Origin of the sequence: Vogesella aquatica (assembly GCF_028548455.1) — a bacterium.
GTDB classification, from domain to species: Bacteria; Pseudomonadota; Gammaproteobacteria; order Burkholderiales; family Chromobacteriaceae; genus Vogesella; species Vogesella aquatica.
Genome location: NZ_JAQQLF010000001.1, coordinates 293330 through 308724, shown reverse-complemented (window position 1 = coordinate 308724; position 15395 = coordinate 293330). Strand labels below are relative to the sequence as shown.

General features: G+C 63.9%; 15 protein-coding genes. 7 read left to right on the top strand and 8 right to left on the bottom strand.

The window, feature by feature from the left end; all coding sequences use genetic code 11:
• Nucleotides 1-510: 510 nt before the first annotated feature.
• The 5 genes from hutH to hutC all read right to left on the bottom strand — a co-directional run bounded on the left by hutH (nt 511) and on the right by hutC (nt 7208).
• Nucleotides 511-2046 (bottom strand): histidine ammonia-lyase, encoded by a 1536-nt coding sequence (gene hutH / locus PQU95_RS01525; RefSeq protein WP_272750382.1) that lies wholly within the window; start codon nt 2044-2046, stop codon nt 511-513.
• A 271-nt stretch (nt 2047-2317) separates the two neighbouring features.
• Nucleotides 2318-4006, bottom strand: coding sequence for a urocanate hydratase (gene hutU / locus PQU95_RS01520; RefSeq protein ID WP_272750381.1), 1689 nt, complete (start codon nt 4004-4006; stop codon nt 2318-2320).
• A gap of 47 nt (nt 4007-4053) precedes the next feature.
• Entirely contained in the window at nt 4054-4986 is a 933-nt protein-coding gene (hutG, locus tag PQU95_RS01515; RefSeq protein WP_272750380.1) for a formimidoylglutamase, read from the bottom strand.
• Nucleotides 4987-5061: 75 nt separating this feature from the next.
• Nucleotides 5062-6297, bottom strand: a complete 1236-nt coding sequence (gene hutI, locus PQU95_RS01510) for an imidazolonepropionase (protein ID WP_272750379.1) — start codon at nt 6295-6297, stop codon at nt 5062-5064.
• 182 nt (nt 6298-6479) lie between these two features.
• A complete protein-coding gene (gene hutC, locus PQU95_RS01505; RefSeq protein WP_272750378.1) occupies nt 6480-7208 on the bottom strand; it encodes a histidine utilization transcriptional repressor HutC in 729 nt (242 codons plus the stop codon).
• Between the two features lie 114 nt (nt 7209-7322).
• Between hutC and PQU95_RS01500 the strand changes: the two genes are divergently transcribed.
• Together PQU95_RS01500 and PQU95_RS01495 are read left to right on the top strand one after the other, a co-directional pair.
• The gene (locus tag PQU95_RS01500) at nt 7323-8189 is read left to right on the top strand and encodes a D-hexose-6-phosphate mutarotase (RefSeq protein WP_272750377.1); all 867 of its coding nucleotides are present in this window, start codon (nt 7323-7325) and stop codon (nt 8187-8189) included.
• 39 nt (nt 8190-8228) lie between these two features.
• Nucleotides 8229-8810 (top strand): hypothetical protein, encoded by a 582-nt coding sequence (locus PQU95_RS01495; protein WP_272750376.1) that lies wholly within the window; start codon nt 8229-8231, stop codon nt 8808-8810.
• Between the two features lie 78 nt (nt 8811-8888).
• Here PQU95_RS01495 and PQU95_RS01490 read toward each other — a convergent pair whose 3' ends face one another.
• The 3 genes from PQU95_RS01490 to waaC form a co-directional block, all read right to left on the bottom strand.
• Complete coding sequence (locus PQU95_RS01490) at nt 8889-9419, bottom strand: GNAT family N-acetyltransferase (RefSeq protein ID WP_272750375.1); 531 nt, start codon at nt 9417-9419, stop codon at nt 8889-8891.
• 94 nt (nt 9420-9513) lie between these two features.
• On the bottom strand, nt 9514-10761 hold the full coding sequence (gene waaA, locus PQU95_RS01485; RefSeq protein ID WP_272750374.1) for a lipid IV(A) 3-deoxy-D-manno-octulosonic acid transferase: 1248 nt from the start codon (nt 10759-10761) through the stop codon (nt 9514-9516).
• Nucleotides 10761-11720 (bottom strand): lipopolysaccharide heptosyltransferase I, encoded by a 960-nt coding sequence (waaC, locus tag PQU95_RS01480; RefSeq protein WP_272750373.1) that lies wholly within the window; start codon nt 11718-11720, stop codon nt 10761-10763. The genes waaA and waaC overlap by 1 nt, the downstream gene beginning before the upstream one ends.
• Before the next feature lie 415 nt (nt 11721-12135).
• Here waaC and PQU95_RS01475 point away from each other — a divergent pair, with 415 nt between their 5' ends.
• The 5 genes from PQU95_RS01475 to PQU95_RS01455 all read left to right on the top strand — a co-directional run bounded on the left by PQU95_RS01475 (nt 12136) and on the right by PQU95_RS01455 (nt 15351).
• Nucleotides 12136-12315 carry a hypothetical protein gene (locus PQU95_RS01475; RefSeq protein WP_272750372.1) on the top strand — a complete coding sequence of 60 codons (180 nt, stop codon included), beginning with the start codon at nt 12136-12138 and terminating at the stop codon, nt 12313-12315.
• 13 nt (nt 12316-12328) lie between these two features.
• Nucleotides 12329-13066 carry a glycosyltransferase family 2 protein gene (locus PQU95_RS01470; protein ID WP_272750370.1) on the top strand — a complete coding sequence of 246 codons (738 nt, stop codon included), beginning with the start codon at nt 12329-12331 and terminating at the stop codon, nt 13064-13066.
• A gap of 328 nt (nt 13067-13394) precedes the next feature.
• Complete coding sequence (locus PQU95_RS01465; protein WP_272750369.1) at nt 13395-14411, top strand: S66 family peptidase; 1017 nt, start codon at nt 13395-13397, stop codon at nt 14409-14411.
• A complete protein-coding gene (gene yiaA / locus PQU95_RS01460) occupies nt 14408-14848 on the top strand; it encodes an inner membrane protein YiaA (RefSeq protein ID WP_272750368.1) in 441 nt (146 codons plus the stop codon). The genes PQU95_RS01465 and yiaA overlap by 4 nt, the downstream gene beginning before the upstream one ends.
• Nucleotides 14848-15351 (top strand): GNAT family N-acetyltransferase, encoded by a 504-nt coding sequence (locus tag PQU95_RS01455; protein WP_272750367.1) that lies wholly within the window; start codon nt 14848-14850, stop codon nt 15349-15351. Before yiaA ends, PQU95_RS01455 begins: the two co-directional genes overlap by 1 nt.
• The last annotated feature ends 44 nt before the right edge of the window (nt 15352-15395 follow it).

Sequence of the window (15395 nt, the reverse complement as noted above, 5' to 3'; positions counted from 1 at the left end):
CCAGCAAGCTGTCCAGTAGTGCGTCAGGTACGTTGTGATTTTTCGAGCTCATTGTGCCTCCAGACTAGGTAGCAGTTTCCTGCCAAATGTCCGTTTACACAAAATTCAGTACACGCCCGACTGATTTGCTGCAGGGTCGGCGCATCGCTTGGATATGCATTACTCAGCAAAATGCAGGCTTGTTCAGACCTTCCCTAAACAAATGCTTCATAATCCTACAAACCCCTTTACTTTATCCATAAAGCTTTTCTCCTATTCATCAAGCCCTCTCTTTTTACCGCCACTAGAAACTTTCGCATCACCCGAGAATTGCTTAGGCGAAATACCTGATGGATTTCTTGGAGCTTTGTTGCACAAATCAGGCCGGCAGGTTGGGTTGAGCGCAGCGCCAACCTACAAGCCTCAAGCCAGCATCATACACACCGCCCATGACAAAAGGGCAAGCCCTCATCAGGCTTGCCCTTGTTTACGTCTGGCTGCGGCCAACCTTGGCCGCATTCCGCTCTCTGCTTACAGCGACGGCAGCAGGCCGGCGATGGCGAAGCGGTTGTACTCGGCGCGCTGGATCAGGGCGCAGGCTTTTTCGATGTCGGGCGCGAAGTAGCGGTCCTTGTCGTAGAAGCTTACCTGTTCACGCAGCACGGCCTTGGCATCTTCCAGCGCGTCGGCGGCCTTGTTCGGGGCGCGGAAGTCCACGCCCTGGCAGGCGGCCAGCAGCTCTACCGCCAGGATGCCGGCGGTGTTGTCGGCCATGTCGCGCAGGCGGCGGCCGGCGAAGGTGGCCATCGACACGTGGTCTTCCTGGTTGGCGCTGGTGGGCAGGCTGTCTACCGAGGCCGGGTGGGCCAGCGATTTGTTCTCGGATGCCAGTGCGGCGCCGGTGACCTGGGCGATCATGAAGCCGGAGTTCACGCCGCCGTTGTTCACCAGGAACGGGGGCAGCTTGGACAGGTTGCTGTCGATCAGCAGCGCCATGCGGCGTTCGGACAGCGAGCCGATTTCGGCAATGGCCAGCGCCAGGTTATCGGCGGCAAACGCTACCGGCTCGGCGTGGAAGTTGCCGCCGGACAGGATGTCGTTATCGTCGGCAAACACCAGCGGGTTGTCGGATACCGAGTTGGCTTCCACCAGCAGCACTTCGGACGACTGGCGGATTTGCGTGAGGCAGGCGCCCATCACTTGCGGCTGGCAGCGCAGGCTGTACGGGTCTTGCACCTTGCCGCAGTTGGCGTGGCTGTCGGCAATTTGCGAGCCGGCGCCCAGCAGCGCGCGGTATTGTGCGGCGGCGTCGATCTGGCCTTTATGGCCGCGTACCTGGTGGATGCGGTCGTCGAACGGGGTGCGGCTGCCCTGGGCGGCTTCTACCGACATGGCACCGGCTACCGAGGCGGCCACGTACAGGTCTTCGGCAGCAAACAGGCCTTCCAGCGCGAAGGCGGTGGACGCCTGGGTGCCGTTCAGCAGGGCCAGGCCTTCTTTCGGGGCCAGGGTAATGGGGGCCAGGCCGGCGCTGCGCATGGCGACATCGCCCGGTACGCGCACGCCGTCCACAAAGGCTTCGCCTTCGCCGATCAGCACCGCGCTCATGTGCGACAGCGGGGCCAGGTCGCCGGAGGCGCCGACGGAGCCCTTCTGCGGAATCACCGGGTAGATGCCCTTGTTGAACAGGGTGATCATGGCGTCCAGCACCACGCGGCGGATGCCGGAGAAGCCGCGCGACAGCGAGTTGATCTTCAGTGCCATCACCAGGCGCACGGTGCTGTCCTTCATCGGCTCGCCGATACCGGCGGCGTGCGACAGTACGATGGAGCGCTGCAGCAGCTCCAGTTCGTCAGCGGCGATCTTGGTATTGGCCAGCAGGCCAAAGCCGGTGTTGATGCCGTATACGGTGCGGTTTTCGGCCAGCACGCGCGCCACGGTGGCGGCAGAGGCGTCGATGGCGGCGTGGGCGGCCGGGTCCAGCGTCAGCTGGGTGGCCGGGTTGCGGGCGATCTGGCGCAGCTGGGCCAGGGTGAGCTTGCCCGGGGTAATGGTGATGGTGGTCATGGTGGTACCTTTTCTGTCGGCCACGAAAACCACGAAACAGCACGTAAAATCTATTATTTGCCACACAAACACACGGTACACACGGAAAATTCACCAGCCAAACCGGCCATGGCTTGATGCAGCCAGCCCATCGGTTTCCGGCTGCCGGCCTGGGTTTTCTTCCGTGCTTTTGGTGTGCCTCTGTAGCTAACAGATCCTGTACGTGCCCTTTCGTGGTTTTCGTGGCAAAAAATCTGGCCCCTGCGGCCAAGGTTGGCCGCAGGGTACGGGTTTACTTGATCATCGGCAGTTTGAGGCCAAAGCGCTTGGCGGCGGCCACGGCTTGTTCGTAACCGGCGTCGGCGTGGCGCATCACGCCGCTGCCGCAGTCATTCACCAGCACGCGGGCCAGGCGCTCGGCGGCGGCGTCGGTGCCGTCAGCCACGATCACCATGCCGGAGTGCTGCGAGTAGCCCATGCCCACGCCGCCACCGTGGTGCAGCGATACCCAGCTGGCGCCGCCGGCGGTGTTGAGCAGCGCGTTCAGCAGCGGCCAGTCGGACACGGCGTCGGTGCCGTCCTTCATGGCTTCGGTTTCGCGGTTCGGGCTGGCGACCGAGCCGGTGTCCAGGTGGTCGCGGCCAATCACGATCGGCGCTTTCAGCTCGCCGTTCTTCACCATTTCGTTAAATGCCAGGCCGGCGAGGTGACGCTCGCCCAGGCCCAGCCAGCAGATGCGTGCCGGCAGGCCCTGGAAGGCAATGCGCTCGCGCGCCATGTCCAGCCAGCGGTGGGTGTGCTTGTTGTCCGGGAACAGTTCCTTGATCTTGGCGTCGGTCTTGTAAATGTCTTCCGGGTCGCCGGACAGCGCTACCCAGCGGAACGGGCCCTTGCCTTCGCAGAACAGCGGGCGGATGTAGGCCGGCACAAAACCCGGGAAATCGAAGGCGTTGGCCACGCCCTGGTCGAACGCCACCTGGCGGATGTTGTTGCCGTAATCGACGGTAGGGATGCCCATGGCCTGGAAGTCCAGCATGGCCTGTACGTGTACGGCGCAGCTCTTGGCGGCTTCAGCGGTCAGGCGGGCGTGCAGTTCCGGCTTGGTCTGCGCGTCTTTCCATTGTTCGACGGTCCAGCCCTGCGGCAGGTAGCCGTTGATCAGGTCGTGGGCGGAGGTCTGGTCGGTGACCAGGTCGGGCTTGATGCCGCCGGCCTGGGCGCGGCGTACCAGCTCCGGCAGTACCTCGGCGGCATTACCCAGCAGCGCGATGGACACGGCTTCCTTGCGTGCGGTGTGTTCCTTGATCAGTTCCAGCGCGTGGTCGATGTCGCGCGCTTGCTTGTCTACGTAGCGGGTACGCAGGCGGAAGTCGATGCTGCTCTGCTGGCATTCGATGTTCAGCGAGCAGGCGCCGGCCAGCGTGGCGGCCAACGGTTGTGCGCCGCCCATGCCACCCAGGCCGGCGGTGAGGATCCAGCGGCCGGACAGGTCGTTGTTGTAGTGCTGGCGGCCGGCTTCGACGAAGGTTTCGAAGGTGCCTTGCACGATGCCCTGGCTACCGATGTAGATCCAGCTGCCGGCGGTCATCTGGCCGTACATGAACAGGCCTTTGCGGTCCAGCTCGTTGAAGTGGTCCCAGTTAGCCCATTTCGGTACCAGGTTGCTGTTGGCAATCAGCACGCGCGGCGCGTTGGCGTGGGTCTTGAACACGCCCACCGGCTTGCCGGATTGCACCAGCAGGGTTTCGTCTTCGTTCAGCTCTTTGAGGCTGGCCAGGATCTGGTCGAAGCACTCCCAGTTACGCGCCGCACGGCCGATACCGCCGTACACCACCAGACCTTGCGGGTTTTCCGCCACGTCCGGGTCCAGGTTGTTTTGCACCATGCGGAAGGCCGCTTCGGCGATCCAGTTCTTGCAATGCAGGTCGCTGCCGTGCGGGGCACGGATAACACGGGAAGCATCAAAACGCGGGTCGTTCATGGGAGTCTCTCCTCTAAAAATCGGTGTCGTGTGTGGCCAGACCCGCACTAGCGGCGCAGCTGGCGGGTAATGCCCCAGGCCAGCCGGGCGGCGGCTTTGGCGCCGTGGCTGTCCTGGTCGAAAACGGGGTTGAATTCCACCAGGTCGGCGCCAATCAGCTTGCCGCTGCGCGCCAGCTTGGCCACCAGTGCGTCTACTACGGCAATATCCACGCCGTAGCCGGCCGGGGCCGACACGGCCGGCATTTGCGCGGCGGGCAGCACGTCCAGGTCGATGGTGAGGTACACCGCGTCCACGCTGTCGACGAACTCGGCCAGCTGCTGGCGCGCTTCGGCCAGCTGCCACGGTGCCATATCGCTGTCCAGCCGCCATTCGGCGCCCAAGCGGGCGGCGGTGTCGAACAGCGCACGGGTGTTGGCGGTTTCCGCCACGCCCAGGCACAGGTAGCGGAACGGCTGGCCCAGCGTGTGGCAGGCGGCGGCAATCTGCGCAAACGGCGTGCCGCTGGTGGCGGTGTCGGCCTGGCGCAGGTCGAAATGGGCGTCGAAGTTGACGATGCCGATACGCTTGCCGGCGTGGGCGCGGGCCAGGCCCAGCCAGTGGCCGTAGGCGGTTTCGTGGCCGCCACCCAGTACCAGCGGCAGGTGGCCGGCTTGCACGATGGCGGTAACGGCTGCGGCCAACCTTTCGTGCGCGGCGTCCAGGTCGCCGTCGTCGCAGCGCACGGTGCCGGCGTCGTACAGCGGCAGCGTGGGGTGCCAGGCCAGGTTGGCCAGCGCGCGGCGCAGCGCCAGCGGGCCGTCTACGGCGCCGGTACGGCCCTGGTTGCGGCGTACGCCTTCGTCGCAGGCAAAGCCGAGAATGGCAATGCCAGGGGCCACACCCTCAGCCAGCGGCTGTACCGCCTGGTGCCAGCGGCGGGCGACGTCGCCTTCGGCGGCGTCTACGCGGCCGGTCCACATGCTCATGTCGATAGACATTTCGGGTTCCTTTCAAACCGCCTTGCCACCAACGGCAGGCAAGACGTCACAATCAGGGTTTGCCGTTGCCGGCGCTTATTCGATGCTTTGCACCACACCCCGGAACACGCGCTGCTTCAGCGGGTTGGTGCCCAGGCCGTATACGATTTCGGCCGGGTGCTCGATGTCCCACAGCAGCAGGTCGGCCACGTAGCCGGCAGCCAACTTGCCGTGGCTGTGGCCGCGCCCCAGCGCCTGCGCGGCGTGGCGGGTAGCGCCCAACAGTGCCTCTTCCGGCGTCAGGCCGAACAGCACGCAGGCCTGGTTCATCGCTAGCCGGATGGAGGCAAACGGGCTGGTGCCGGGGTTGAGGTCGGTGGACACCGCCATCGCCACACCGGCCGCGCGCAGTTTGTCCACCGGCGGTTTCTGCGTTTCGCGCAAAAAGTAATAGGCCCCGGGCAGCAACACGGCCACGGTGCCGGCCTGCGCCATGGCGGCCACGCCGGCGTCGTCCAGGTATTCGATATGGTCGGCCGACAGGCCGCCGCACTCGGCCACCAGCGCGGCGCCGTGCAGGTTGGACAGCTGCTCGACGTGGCCTTTCAGTTGCAGGCCGTGGGCGCGGGCGGCGTCGAACACGCGGCGGGTTTGCGCCGGCGAAAAACCGACCCCTTCGCAGAACACGTCCACCGCTTCGGCCAGGCCTTCGGCGGCGGCAGCCGGCACGATGGTGTGGCATACGTGATCGATGTAGGCGTCGGCCTGGCCGGCGTATTCCGGCGGCAGCGCATGCGCCGACAGCAACGTGGTGGCCACTTCAACCGGCAGCGCGGCGGCCAGACGGCGCGCGGCGCGCAGCTGTTTCAGCTCGTCGGCCAGCGTCAGGCCGTAGCCGGACTTGATCTCGACCGTGGTAACGCCTTCCTTCATCAGCGCTTTCAGGCGTGGCAAGCTGGCCAGCGCCAGCTCGTCTTCGTCCAGGCTGCGGGTGGCGCGCACGGTGGAAATGATGCCGCCGCCTTCGGCCGCGATTTGCTGGTAGGGCACGCCGGTGAGGCGTTTTTCCCATTCCGCGGCGCGGTTGCCGCCGTACACCAGGTGGGTGTGGCAATCCACCAGGCCGGGGGTGAGCCAGCGGCCTTGCGCGTCGTGCACGCTACCGGCCTGGCCGAAAGCCTGCAGCGCCTGGGCTTGCGGCAGCACGGCGTGGATGCGGCCCTCTTTCAGCCATAGCGCGTGGCCTTCCAGCGCGCCGTAGGGCGCGGGGTTGGCCGCGTCGCAGGTGGCGAGGCGGGCGTTGATCCACAAGGACTGGTCGGGCTGGTGCATGGCTGAATCCGGTTGTGCGATTAATTGTATATACATTTAGACCATGCACGCCGCCACGTCAAGCAGCATTTATTGCCGCGTTGCAGCAAGACAGCCGTGCCTTTGCATAAAAAACCCATAAAAAACAACAGGCCACGTCAAAACGTGGCCTGTTGCGGGGTGTGGCTTAAATGTATATACAATTACGTTTTGCGTACCCGCGTCTGCGAGCGCAGCTTGTACTTGCTGCCGGGGTGCAGCAGGCGGGCAAAGCTGACCAGGTGCTTGCCGGACCAGGTACGGCGCAGCACGCGCAGGCAGGGCTCCGGCTGCGCCAGCGCCAGCAGCTGCTGTTCGTCGGCGCCAGGCAACACCGCTTCTACCGTGTGTTCCACGTCGGTAAGCGGGCAGGTGCGCATCAGGTAGGCGTTGGGGGTTTCCTGCTCGAAAGCCTGCGCCAGGTAGTCCGGCGCCCACTGCGGGTTCACGTAGCGGTCTTCGATCTGGATCGGGCTGTCGTCTTCGTGGTGCACGATCAGCGAGTGGAACACCGCGGCGCCGGCAGCCATGCCCAGGCGCAGCGCCACTTCCTCGCTGGCCGGCTCGGCGCGGGCAAACAGCACCTGGGCACAGTAGGCGTGGCCGCGCAGCGCGACTTCCTCGGCGATATTGTTCACGTCCAGCAGCGGCGACTCGGCCTTGCGCTCGGCCACGTAGGTGCCGTCACCGGCGTAACGCAGCAGCACGCCGGCCTCGGCCAGGTCGCGGATGGCCTTGTTCACCGTCATGCGCGACACGCCAAACTGGCGCGCCAGCTCTACTTCGGGCGGAATCTTGGCACCGGGGGCAAAGGTGCGCTGCTTGATACCATCGAGGATGTAATCGCGGATGCGCAGGAAATGGGGCTTGGCGGCGGGTTTGGGCGTGCTCATGCCGTGATTGTAACGCGGCACTGGTCAAAGCGCTTGGCAGCGGTTAGCTTAGAGCCGTATGGCATGCGTCACCCGCCTGCCGCGCCCACTCCCACCTTTGCTGATGGAATCGCCATGAGTCACCCCGTACACCCCGACCTGTTACCCGCTGGCGTACGCGCCATCGAGCTGGCCCCCGGCGTACCCGGCCTGGCCTTTACCCACCCCGCCTTTACTGCCACCTTGAGCCTGTACGGTGGCCAGCTGCTGGGCTACACCCCGCACGGCGGCCAAGCTTTGTTTTACCTGTCGCCCACGGCGCTACTGCAGCCGGACAAGGCCATACGCGGCGGCGTGCCGCTGTGCTGGCCTTGGTTTGGCAAACACGGCAGCGACGCCAGCCAACCGCAGCACGGCGTAGCGCGTACCGCGCTGTGGGCGGTCAACGCCATCGCGCGCAGCGAGCTGGGGTTTCACGTGAAACTGAATGGCCCGCGCCACGGCGAGCTGTCGTCCAGCCTGAGCCTGGTACTGGGCGAGGCCGTGGACATAGCGCTGACCACGCGTAACCACGGCAAGACCGTGGCCACCGTCAGCGCCGCGCTGCACAGCTACATCGCCGTGGGCGATATCCGCCAGGCCAGCCTGACAGGGCTGGAAAACGCCAGCAGCCACGACAAGCTCACCGACACCCACGGCACCCTGCCCGCCAGCCCATGGCGTTTTCATGGCCCCACCGATGCCGTGGTCGCCAGCGGTGCCGCCTGCACCCTGCACGATGCCGCCTGGCAACGCACGGTAGCCATCAGCAGCAGCGGCTCGGCCAGCACCGTGGTGTGGACGCCGTGGGCCAGCGGCGCGGTAGCGCTGGCCGACATGCCGGACGACGGCTGGCAGCACTTTTTGTGTGTGGAAGCCGCCAATGCCGGCGCAGACAGCCGCCAGATTGCCCCCGGCGATAGCCATACACTAGGCCAGCATTTGCACGTTACGGGGGTATAATCAGCCTTTGCTTCACAGCCGCATACCACGAGTAACAGCATGATCCAACCCGACCGCCTGGACCGTTTCTTTCCCATTACCTACCCCAATGGCAACACGGTTAGCCGTTTTGCCAAGCATTGCCCGCACTGCAAGCAGCTGGTGAAAGCGTCGGCGATGGAGGGCATGGCCCTGCTGCTGAAAGACAAGGTATTTGTGCTGGCCGACGGCCAATGCCCGCATTGCCAGCACACGTTTGTCGTGAAGTGCGTGATCGACGAATACAAGCAGGTACACGCCGTGGGCCTGCCGGTATTCCTGTACCGCATGATGCTGCAATGGGGCGCGCGCAAGCAGGTGCAGACTTTCCGCCAGCAAAACGACTGGCGCACGGCGCAGCAGGAAGCCAGCGAGCAGGACGATAGTGCACCGGCACCGCGGGGCACCCTGCTGGCCGACAGCGCCATGGTGCAGAAATCGGATGAAATCCTGGGCAATTTCATGGGCCAACCCATCCACGCCTGGATCATCAGCAATGGCCAGCGCCTGGTATACGAGCGCGCGGTGCCACCGGGTGGCAGCTTTCAGCTGGCCGAGCAGGAAGTGCTGTTTGAAAACCGCCTGATCTACCGCCCGGCCTGATACGGCCACACATCAAAAACCCCCGTCAGCCTGCTGGCGGGGGTTTTTACATTGCGCAAGGCGTTAGCGGGTGGGCATTCAATTCAGGCGGATGCGGTAAACGCAGCTGGCGTCATCCGGCCAGCGCTGCACCATGCCCAGGCGCTGGCACAGACGGCGGGCGGCATGGTTGGCCGCATCGGTGCAGGCGTAGACCTCCTGCGCACCGTAGGGGCCAAACGCCAGCGACAGCATGCTATCTGTCGCCTCGGTATACAAACCCAGCCCCAGCCAGTCCGGATGGCCCCAGAACCCCAGCTCCCAGCATTGCGCGCTGCGCAGGTGCAGCTCGCAGCAGCCGACGATCTCGCCCCCCAGCCATAACAGGGCAATCTTGTCCTGCGCCTGTGGCCACACCAGCGCCACCTTGCGGCACCAGGCTTCGCAGGCCTCGGCGTGTTGCGGCGGCTGCGCCCACGGCAGGCTATCCGGAAAACAGCGCAGCAGCGGCAGGCTGGCTTCGATGGCGGCATACAGTGCTGCGCCATCGCCTGGCTGGGGTGCAGCCAGACGCAGCCGGCTGGTGTAGACCCCGTCCAGCAAGGGGTCGGCTAAGGGGTAATCCTGCATGCCATCTCCCATCGCACAGTGCGGCAGCCACACTGTGCCCAATCATGCCTGCCACGCAGGCGGACAGTACCTGGCAGCGGCCAGCTGGCGCTGCCTAGCCCAGGGTTGCTGCAATCAGGCTGGCGATACGTTCACTGGCCCCCCGGTGGGCAGCGGTAAACGCCAGCCCCGCCTCGCGCATGCGCTGGCGTGTGTCGGCATCGTCCAGCAGCGCCAGCGCAGCCGCCACCAGCTGCGGCGCATCGGCCACCTGGCGCGCGGCGCCGGCTTGCAATGCCAAAGCGCTGGCCTCGGCAAAATTATAGGTGGAAGGCCCCAGGAGTACAGGTACGCCGACACTGGCCGGCTCGATCATGTTCTGCGCGCCGAAATCCAGCAGCGAACCACCGACAAAGGCCACGTCAGCGGCAGCGTAATAAGCGAACAGCTCACCCATGCTGTCGCCCACCCATACCTGGGTATCGGCGGCCACCGCCATCTGGTCGCTGCGGCATTGCACGGCAAAACCGCGCTCTGCGGCCAACTGTGCCGCCTGGATAAAACGCTCGGGGTGGCGTGGCACCAACACCAGCAAGGCCTGCTGCGGGCCGGCGGCGCGCCAGGCGTCCAGAATCAGCGCTTCTTCGCCATCGCGCGTGCTGGCGCATACCCACACCGGGCGTGCGCCGATACGGGTGCGGAACGCCTCGCCCAGCGCCAGCTTGTCCGCCGGCGGCGTGAAATCGTATTTGGTACTGCCACACACCAGCGGCTGCGGCGTACCCAGTGCGGCCAACCTGGCGGCATCGTCCGGGCTTTGTGCTGCCACCGCGTTCAGGCGCTGCAGCGCCGGGCGTACCAGGCGGGCGATGCGGCGATAACCGGCGGCGGATTTTTCCGACAGCCGCGCGTTCACCAGCAGCACCGGCACGCCGGCATCGCGGCAGGCGTGGATCATGGCCGGCCAGATTTCGGTTTCCATCAACAGCAGGCAGGCCGGCTGCGCGGCGGCGACAAAGCGGCGCATCCAGCGCAGGTTGTCGTACGGCAGGTAGTGCACCTGGGCGTCGGGGTACAGCTCCTGGGCAATAGCGCGGCCGGTGGGCGTCATCTGGGTAATCAGCAGGCTGGCCTGTGGATAACGCGCGCGCAGCGCTTTCACCAAGGGCAAAGCGGCGCGGGTTTCGCCCACCGACACCGCGTGCAGCCAGATCTGCTGCCCGCGCGGCTGCGGCTGGCTGCGGCCGAAGCGCTCGTCCCAGTGCGCAAGATACGCCGGCGCCTGGCGGGCGCGTTTTTTCAGGTAGCGCTTGATCAGCGGCGTCAGCAGCGGCCACAGCGCGGAGTACAGGCGCAGCAGCATCAGGCTGCCCCCCGCACACGCGCCAGCAAGGCCAGCACCGCGTCTACCGGCGGGATCTCCCCTGCCCGGCCGATGTTGGCCGCACGCACGGTTGCCACTACACCGGTCAGCGCCGGGTCGGTATCCGTATAAATAGCTACCAGCGGCACATCCAGCGCGTTGGCCAGATGGGTCAGGCCGGTATCCACCCCCACCACGGCAGCGGCGTGGCCTAGCAGCGCGGCGGCTTCGCGCAGTGGCACACGCGGCGCCACCACCGCGCCCGGCATGGCGGCGGCCAACCTTTGCGCCCGCGCCTGCTCCACAGCATTGCCCCACGGCAGTACCGCGTACAAGCCTTGCGCTGCCAGCTCGGCGGCCAACGCCAGCCAGTGCGGCTCCGGCCACAGCTTGCTGTCGCGGCTGGTGGCGTGCAGCAGCACGGCGTAAGGGCCGGCTGGCAGCCAGCCCGGGCGGGCACCGGCACGGATGCCAAACACTGGCGCACCACTTACTTCATAACCGAAAGCCGCGGCAAACAGGCGACGGTTGCGCTCGATGGCGGAAAGCTGGCGGCTCACGGCGTAATGCTGGTCGTAAAACCGTGCGGCCAACGGTTCGCGGATGCTGGCGGCGTCGTAGCCGGCCAGCGGGCCGTTGGCCAGCCAGCCTGGTAGCGCACTTTTCAACAGGCCCTGCGCGTCCAGCACCAGATCCCAGCGCGTGCCTTGCAAGGCTTGTTTGAGCGCCGCCATCTGCTGCCAGGTATCGCGCGCCAGCAAATGCTTGCGCCAGCGCCGCCAGGCGATGGGCAAAGTGGCCTGTACCTGCGGGTGCAGGCCGGGGATATCCACAAAGGCTTCTTCGGCCAGCCAGGTAATGCGGGTGTCGGGCTGGTGTTGCGCCAGCTCGGTCAGCGCCGGCCAAGTGTGGATAAGGTCGCCCATCGACGATGTGCGCAGCAGCAGGACATTTTTCATGCGCGGAATTCTACGGCTGCCCCTGTGGTTAACCAAGTAAAATCGCGGCTACCCGAATGTGGATAAGGCGCTGTGGATAAAGAAGCGCATAGTTATCCACAAAGGCTCCCGCCAGCGCAACCTGGGTTAATGGGGTAGCCACACACATGCCAAGCTGTTGAAATATTGCATTTTTTAGTAGTTATCCACAGCAAAGTGCCTTGTATATCATTGTCTTTAAATAAGTAATGTGAAAACAATGAAAGAGTGAGGTGCGAAACAACCTACCCATGTTTCAATAAAAAAACGCCAGTCTGCAGGGCGTGAAAGCATAGGTAGCTGGTGGATAGGCTTCGCTGCAGACCCCTAGCCATGGCACACTTGATGCACAGCCTGCGGGTAAAACCAGGCTTGGCGATGTGGACAAGCAGGCTTGATGACAAAACCGCCAATTTATCCACAAAGCTTGCACCACAAAACAGGCGTAGCAGGCACAGCTGTTCAATCAAAGCAATCTATTGAAGCAAAAAAGAAAAAAGTACTTATCCACAACCGGATAGCTACTTCATCAGCCCTTATCAATTTAATTACTGGACAGTCTAGAAAGTATGTCTGAAGCGCTAAGCGTGGTGCTTATCACCAAAAATGCAGAAACCCAGCTGGAAAAATGTCTACAAAGCTGTGCTTTTGCTGACGAGATCGTGGTGGTGGATTCGGGGAGTACAGACAGGACATTGGCAATAGCTTCTGCCTATAAGGCAAAAGTTATCCACCAGGACTGGCTGGGATTCGGCCCGCAAAAGCAATTTGCTGTCGCGCAGGCCAGCCATGACTGGGTGCTGTGTCTGGATGCAGACGAGTGGCTGTCCGATAAATTACGCCATGAAATCATGAACTTGCTTAAAAACCCAGGCACCTACGCCTGGCGTTTTGCCCGTAGTAACAAGTTCATGGGGCGTTTTCTGAAATTTGGCGAAGGCTACCCGGACTACAGCCTGCGCCTGTTTCACCGCCAGCACGCCCGCTGGTCGGATGACCTGGTGCACGAGTACGTGATCGCTAAAGACGAGATCGGCATGCTGAAAGGCGACCTGATGCACGAGTCGGGCGAAGACATCGCCCGTTATCTGGAAAAACAGAACCGCTACACCACGTTGCAGGCCGAAGCGCTGTTCCGGCGTGGCAAAAAAGCCGGTATCGGCAAGCTGGTGTTCAGCCCGCTGCTGCGTTTCATCAAGTTTTACCTGGTAAGGCAGGGCTTTCGCGATGGCTTGCCCGGCTTGGTGCATATCAGCATTGGCTGTTTTAACAGCTATATCAAATACGCCAAGCTGGTCGAGCTGCACCGGCTGGGGAAAACTCGCTAGATCTACTGCGGGCTGTGGATAAGCCGGCTAATGAAGCCGTTTTTTTGCCCCTGCGCTTGTAAATGGGGTCTGAGAAATGAGTATCGAAGCGGCTAGCAGGCTGTGGGTAAATCGCTATAAAAAATAAGTGTTTGTTTTTTATTGTATTTTTACGCAGCTGGCACGGGTGTTCCAGCTTATCCACAAGTGACTGCCAGATTCGCAGGCTGGCAAGGCGTGGGCGCGATTGCGGCACGGTTGCCAATATCGATAAGTACAATTCGCCAAGCTTTTGTCATGAATGGCAATTGCTGCTGTAATGGTGGGCCACTAACCCGCTCGCCCTGCCATGAACTTGCGCTTTCCTGCCCCTTTACAGCCCGGTGACACGCTTGCGCTGTGCGCGGTGTCCTCCGGTGTGCCAGAAGTGATGCACGCCCGTCTGGACGCCTCTATTGCCGTACTGCGCGCCGCCGGCTACCAGGTGGTAGAAGGCGATACCCTGCGCCGGCAAGAGAAAAACGCCAGTGCCAGCGCCGCCACCCGCCTGGCCGAGCTCAACCGCTTTCTGTACGACCCTGCCATCCAGGCCATCCTGCCGCCCTGGGGCGGCGAGCTGGGCATGCAGCTGCTGGCCGGTCTGGACTGGCCAGGCTTGGCCGCCTTGCCGCCCAAATGGCTGTGCGGCTTTTCCGATATTTCCACGCTGGCGGTGCCGCTGACCCTGCGCGCCGGCTGGGCCACACTGCACAGCCCGAATGTGTTTGATATCAGCCACCCGGATCGCCAAAGCGAAATGCAGGCACTGTGGTACAGCTGGCAGCACGGTTTGCCGCCCCGCCAGCAGGCCTTTACGCACTTTTGGCCGTTTGGCGACCCCGGCGTAGCCAAAAGCAGCCGCGTGCGTGTGGCGGGGGCTGCACAGGCCAGTATCAGCGGGCGCCTGATAGGCGGCTGCCTGGATACCCTGTCGCGCCTGGCTGCCACGCCGTATTTCGACCTGCAGGCCTGGCGCGGCCAACCCGTGCTGCTGTACCTGGAAAACTGCGAGCTGGCCCCGTGCGAACTGGCGCGTGCGCTGACCGCCATGCGCCTGACCGGGATATTCGACGGCCTGGCCGGCTTGATACTGGGGCGCAGCAGCGGCCCCGAGGCACAACAGGCAGACGAGCTGCAGTACGAAGAAGCCGTCATGCAGGCGCTAGGCGACCTGCCCTGCCCGCTGGTACTGGATGCCGATATCGGCCACGTGCCCCCGCAATGGACGCTGATGAACGGCGCCTGGGCCACGCTGCACGTACAGCATGGCTACGCTACCCTGGAACAGCACTACCACCCCGCCACCACCGCAGGAGATACACCATGAAACCCCGCATCGCCCCGCCCTCGGCCGCCTTTGTCGGCGTGTCCTGGGTTGCCTTGTTTGCCGGCATGCTCACCTATCTTGTCGGGCTGTGGAATGCCACCATGCCGCTGAACGAAAAAGGCTATTACTTCACCGTGCTGCTATACGGCCTGTTTGCCGCCGTGTCGCTGCAAAAAAGCGTGCGCGATCGGCTGGAAAACATCGCCGTCAGCGGGATTTACTATGGTCTGTGCTGGTTGTCGGTGGGTATCAGTCTGCTGCTGCTGGGGGTGGGCTTGTGGAACGCTACCCTGCTGGGCAGCGAAAAAGGTTTTTACGCCATGGCCTATCTGCTGAGCGTGTTTGCGGCGGTGGCAGTACAGAAAAATACCCGCGACCAGCTGGCCAGCCAGCCCGAGCCAGGTAGCTTCACACCAGAACATGAAGGGGAGGCGTGATGGCCATTGTGCTGCGTGACGCCACCGCCTTTGACGCCGACAACGTGCAGGTGCTGCTGTTCGATCACGGCCCCAACCCGTGGAATTGGCTGCCCGCCGAAGGCGTGGCGCAGACCTTGCAGCAACTGGTGGCCGGTCTGTGTCGTGGCGTGCTGGCCGAAGACGGTACCGTGCTGGTGGGCGCCGTGCTGTATCGCCGTGCCGACCCCTACCCCAGCCTGCGCCCCGACGATGTGGCTAGTGCGCAGTGCGGCTACATCGTGGAAGCCGTGGTGCACCGCGACTACGCCGGGCAAGGCATAGGCGCGCGTTTACTGCAGGCTGCCTGCCAGCAACTGGCCAGCGACGGTTTGCGTTGGGTGGTGGCCGACCGCCACGAAGAAAATGGCCCCTCGGCCGGCATGATGCGCAAGGCCGGCTTCAGCCAGCTGGGCGTGTACGAGGACCCGGCGCGCCGCCCCAGTGGCAGCGGCCGCACGGCGGTATGCGGCCGGTACCTGTAGCCGTTAAAAAAACAGCCTCGTCCGGTCATGCCGAACGAGGCTGT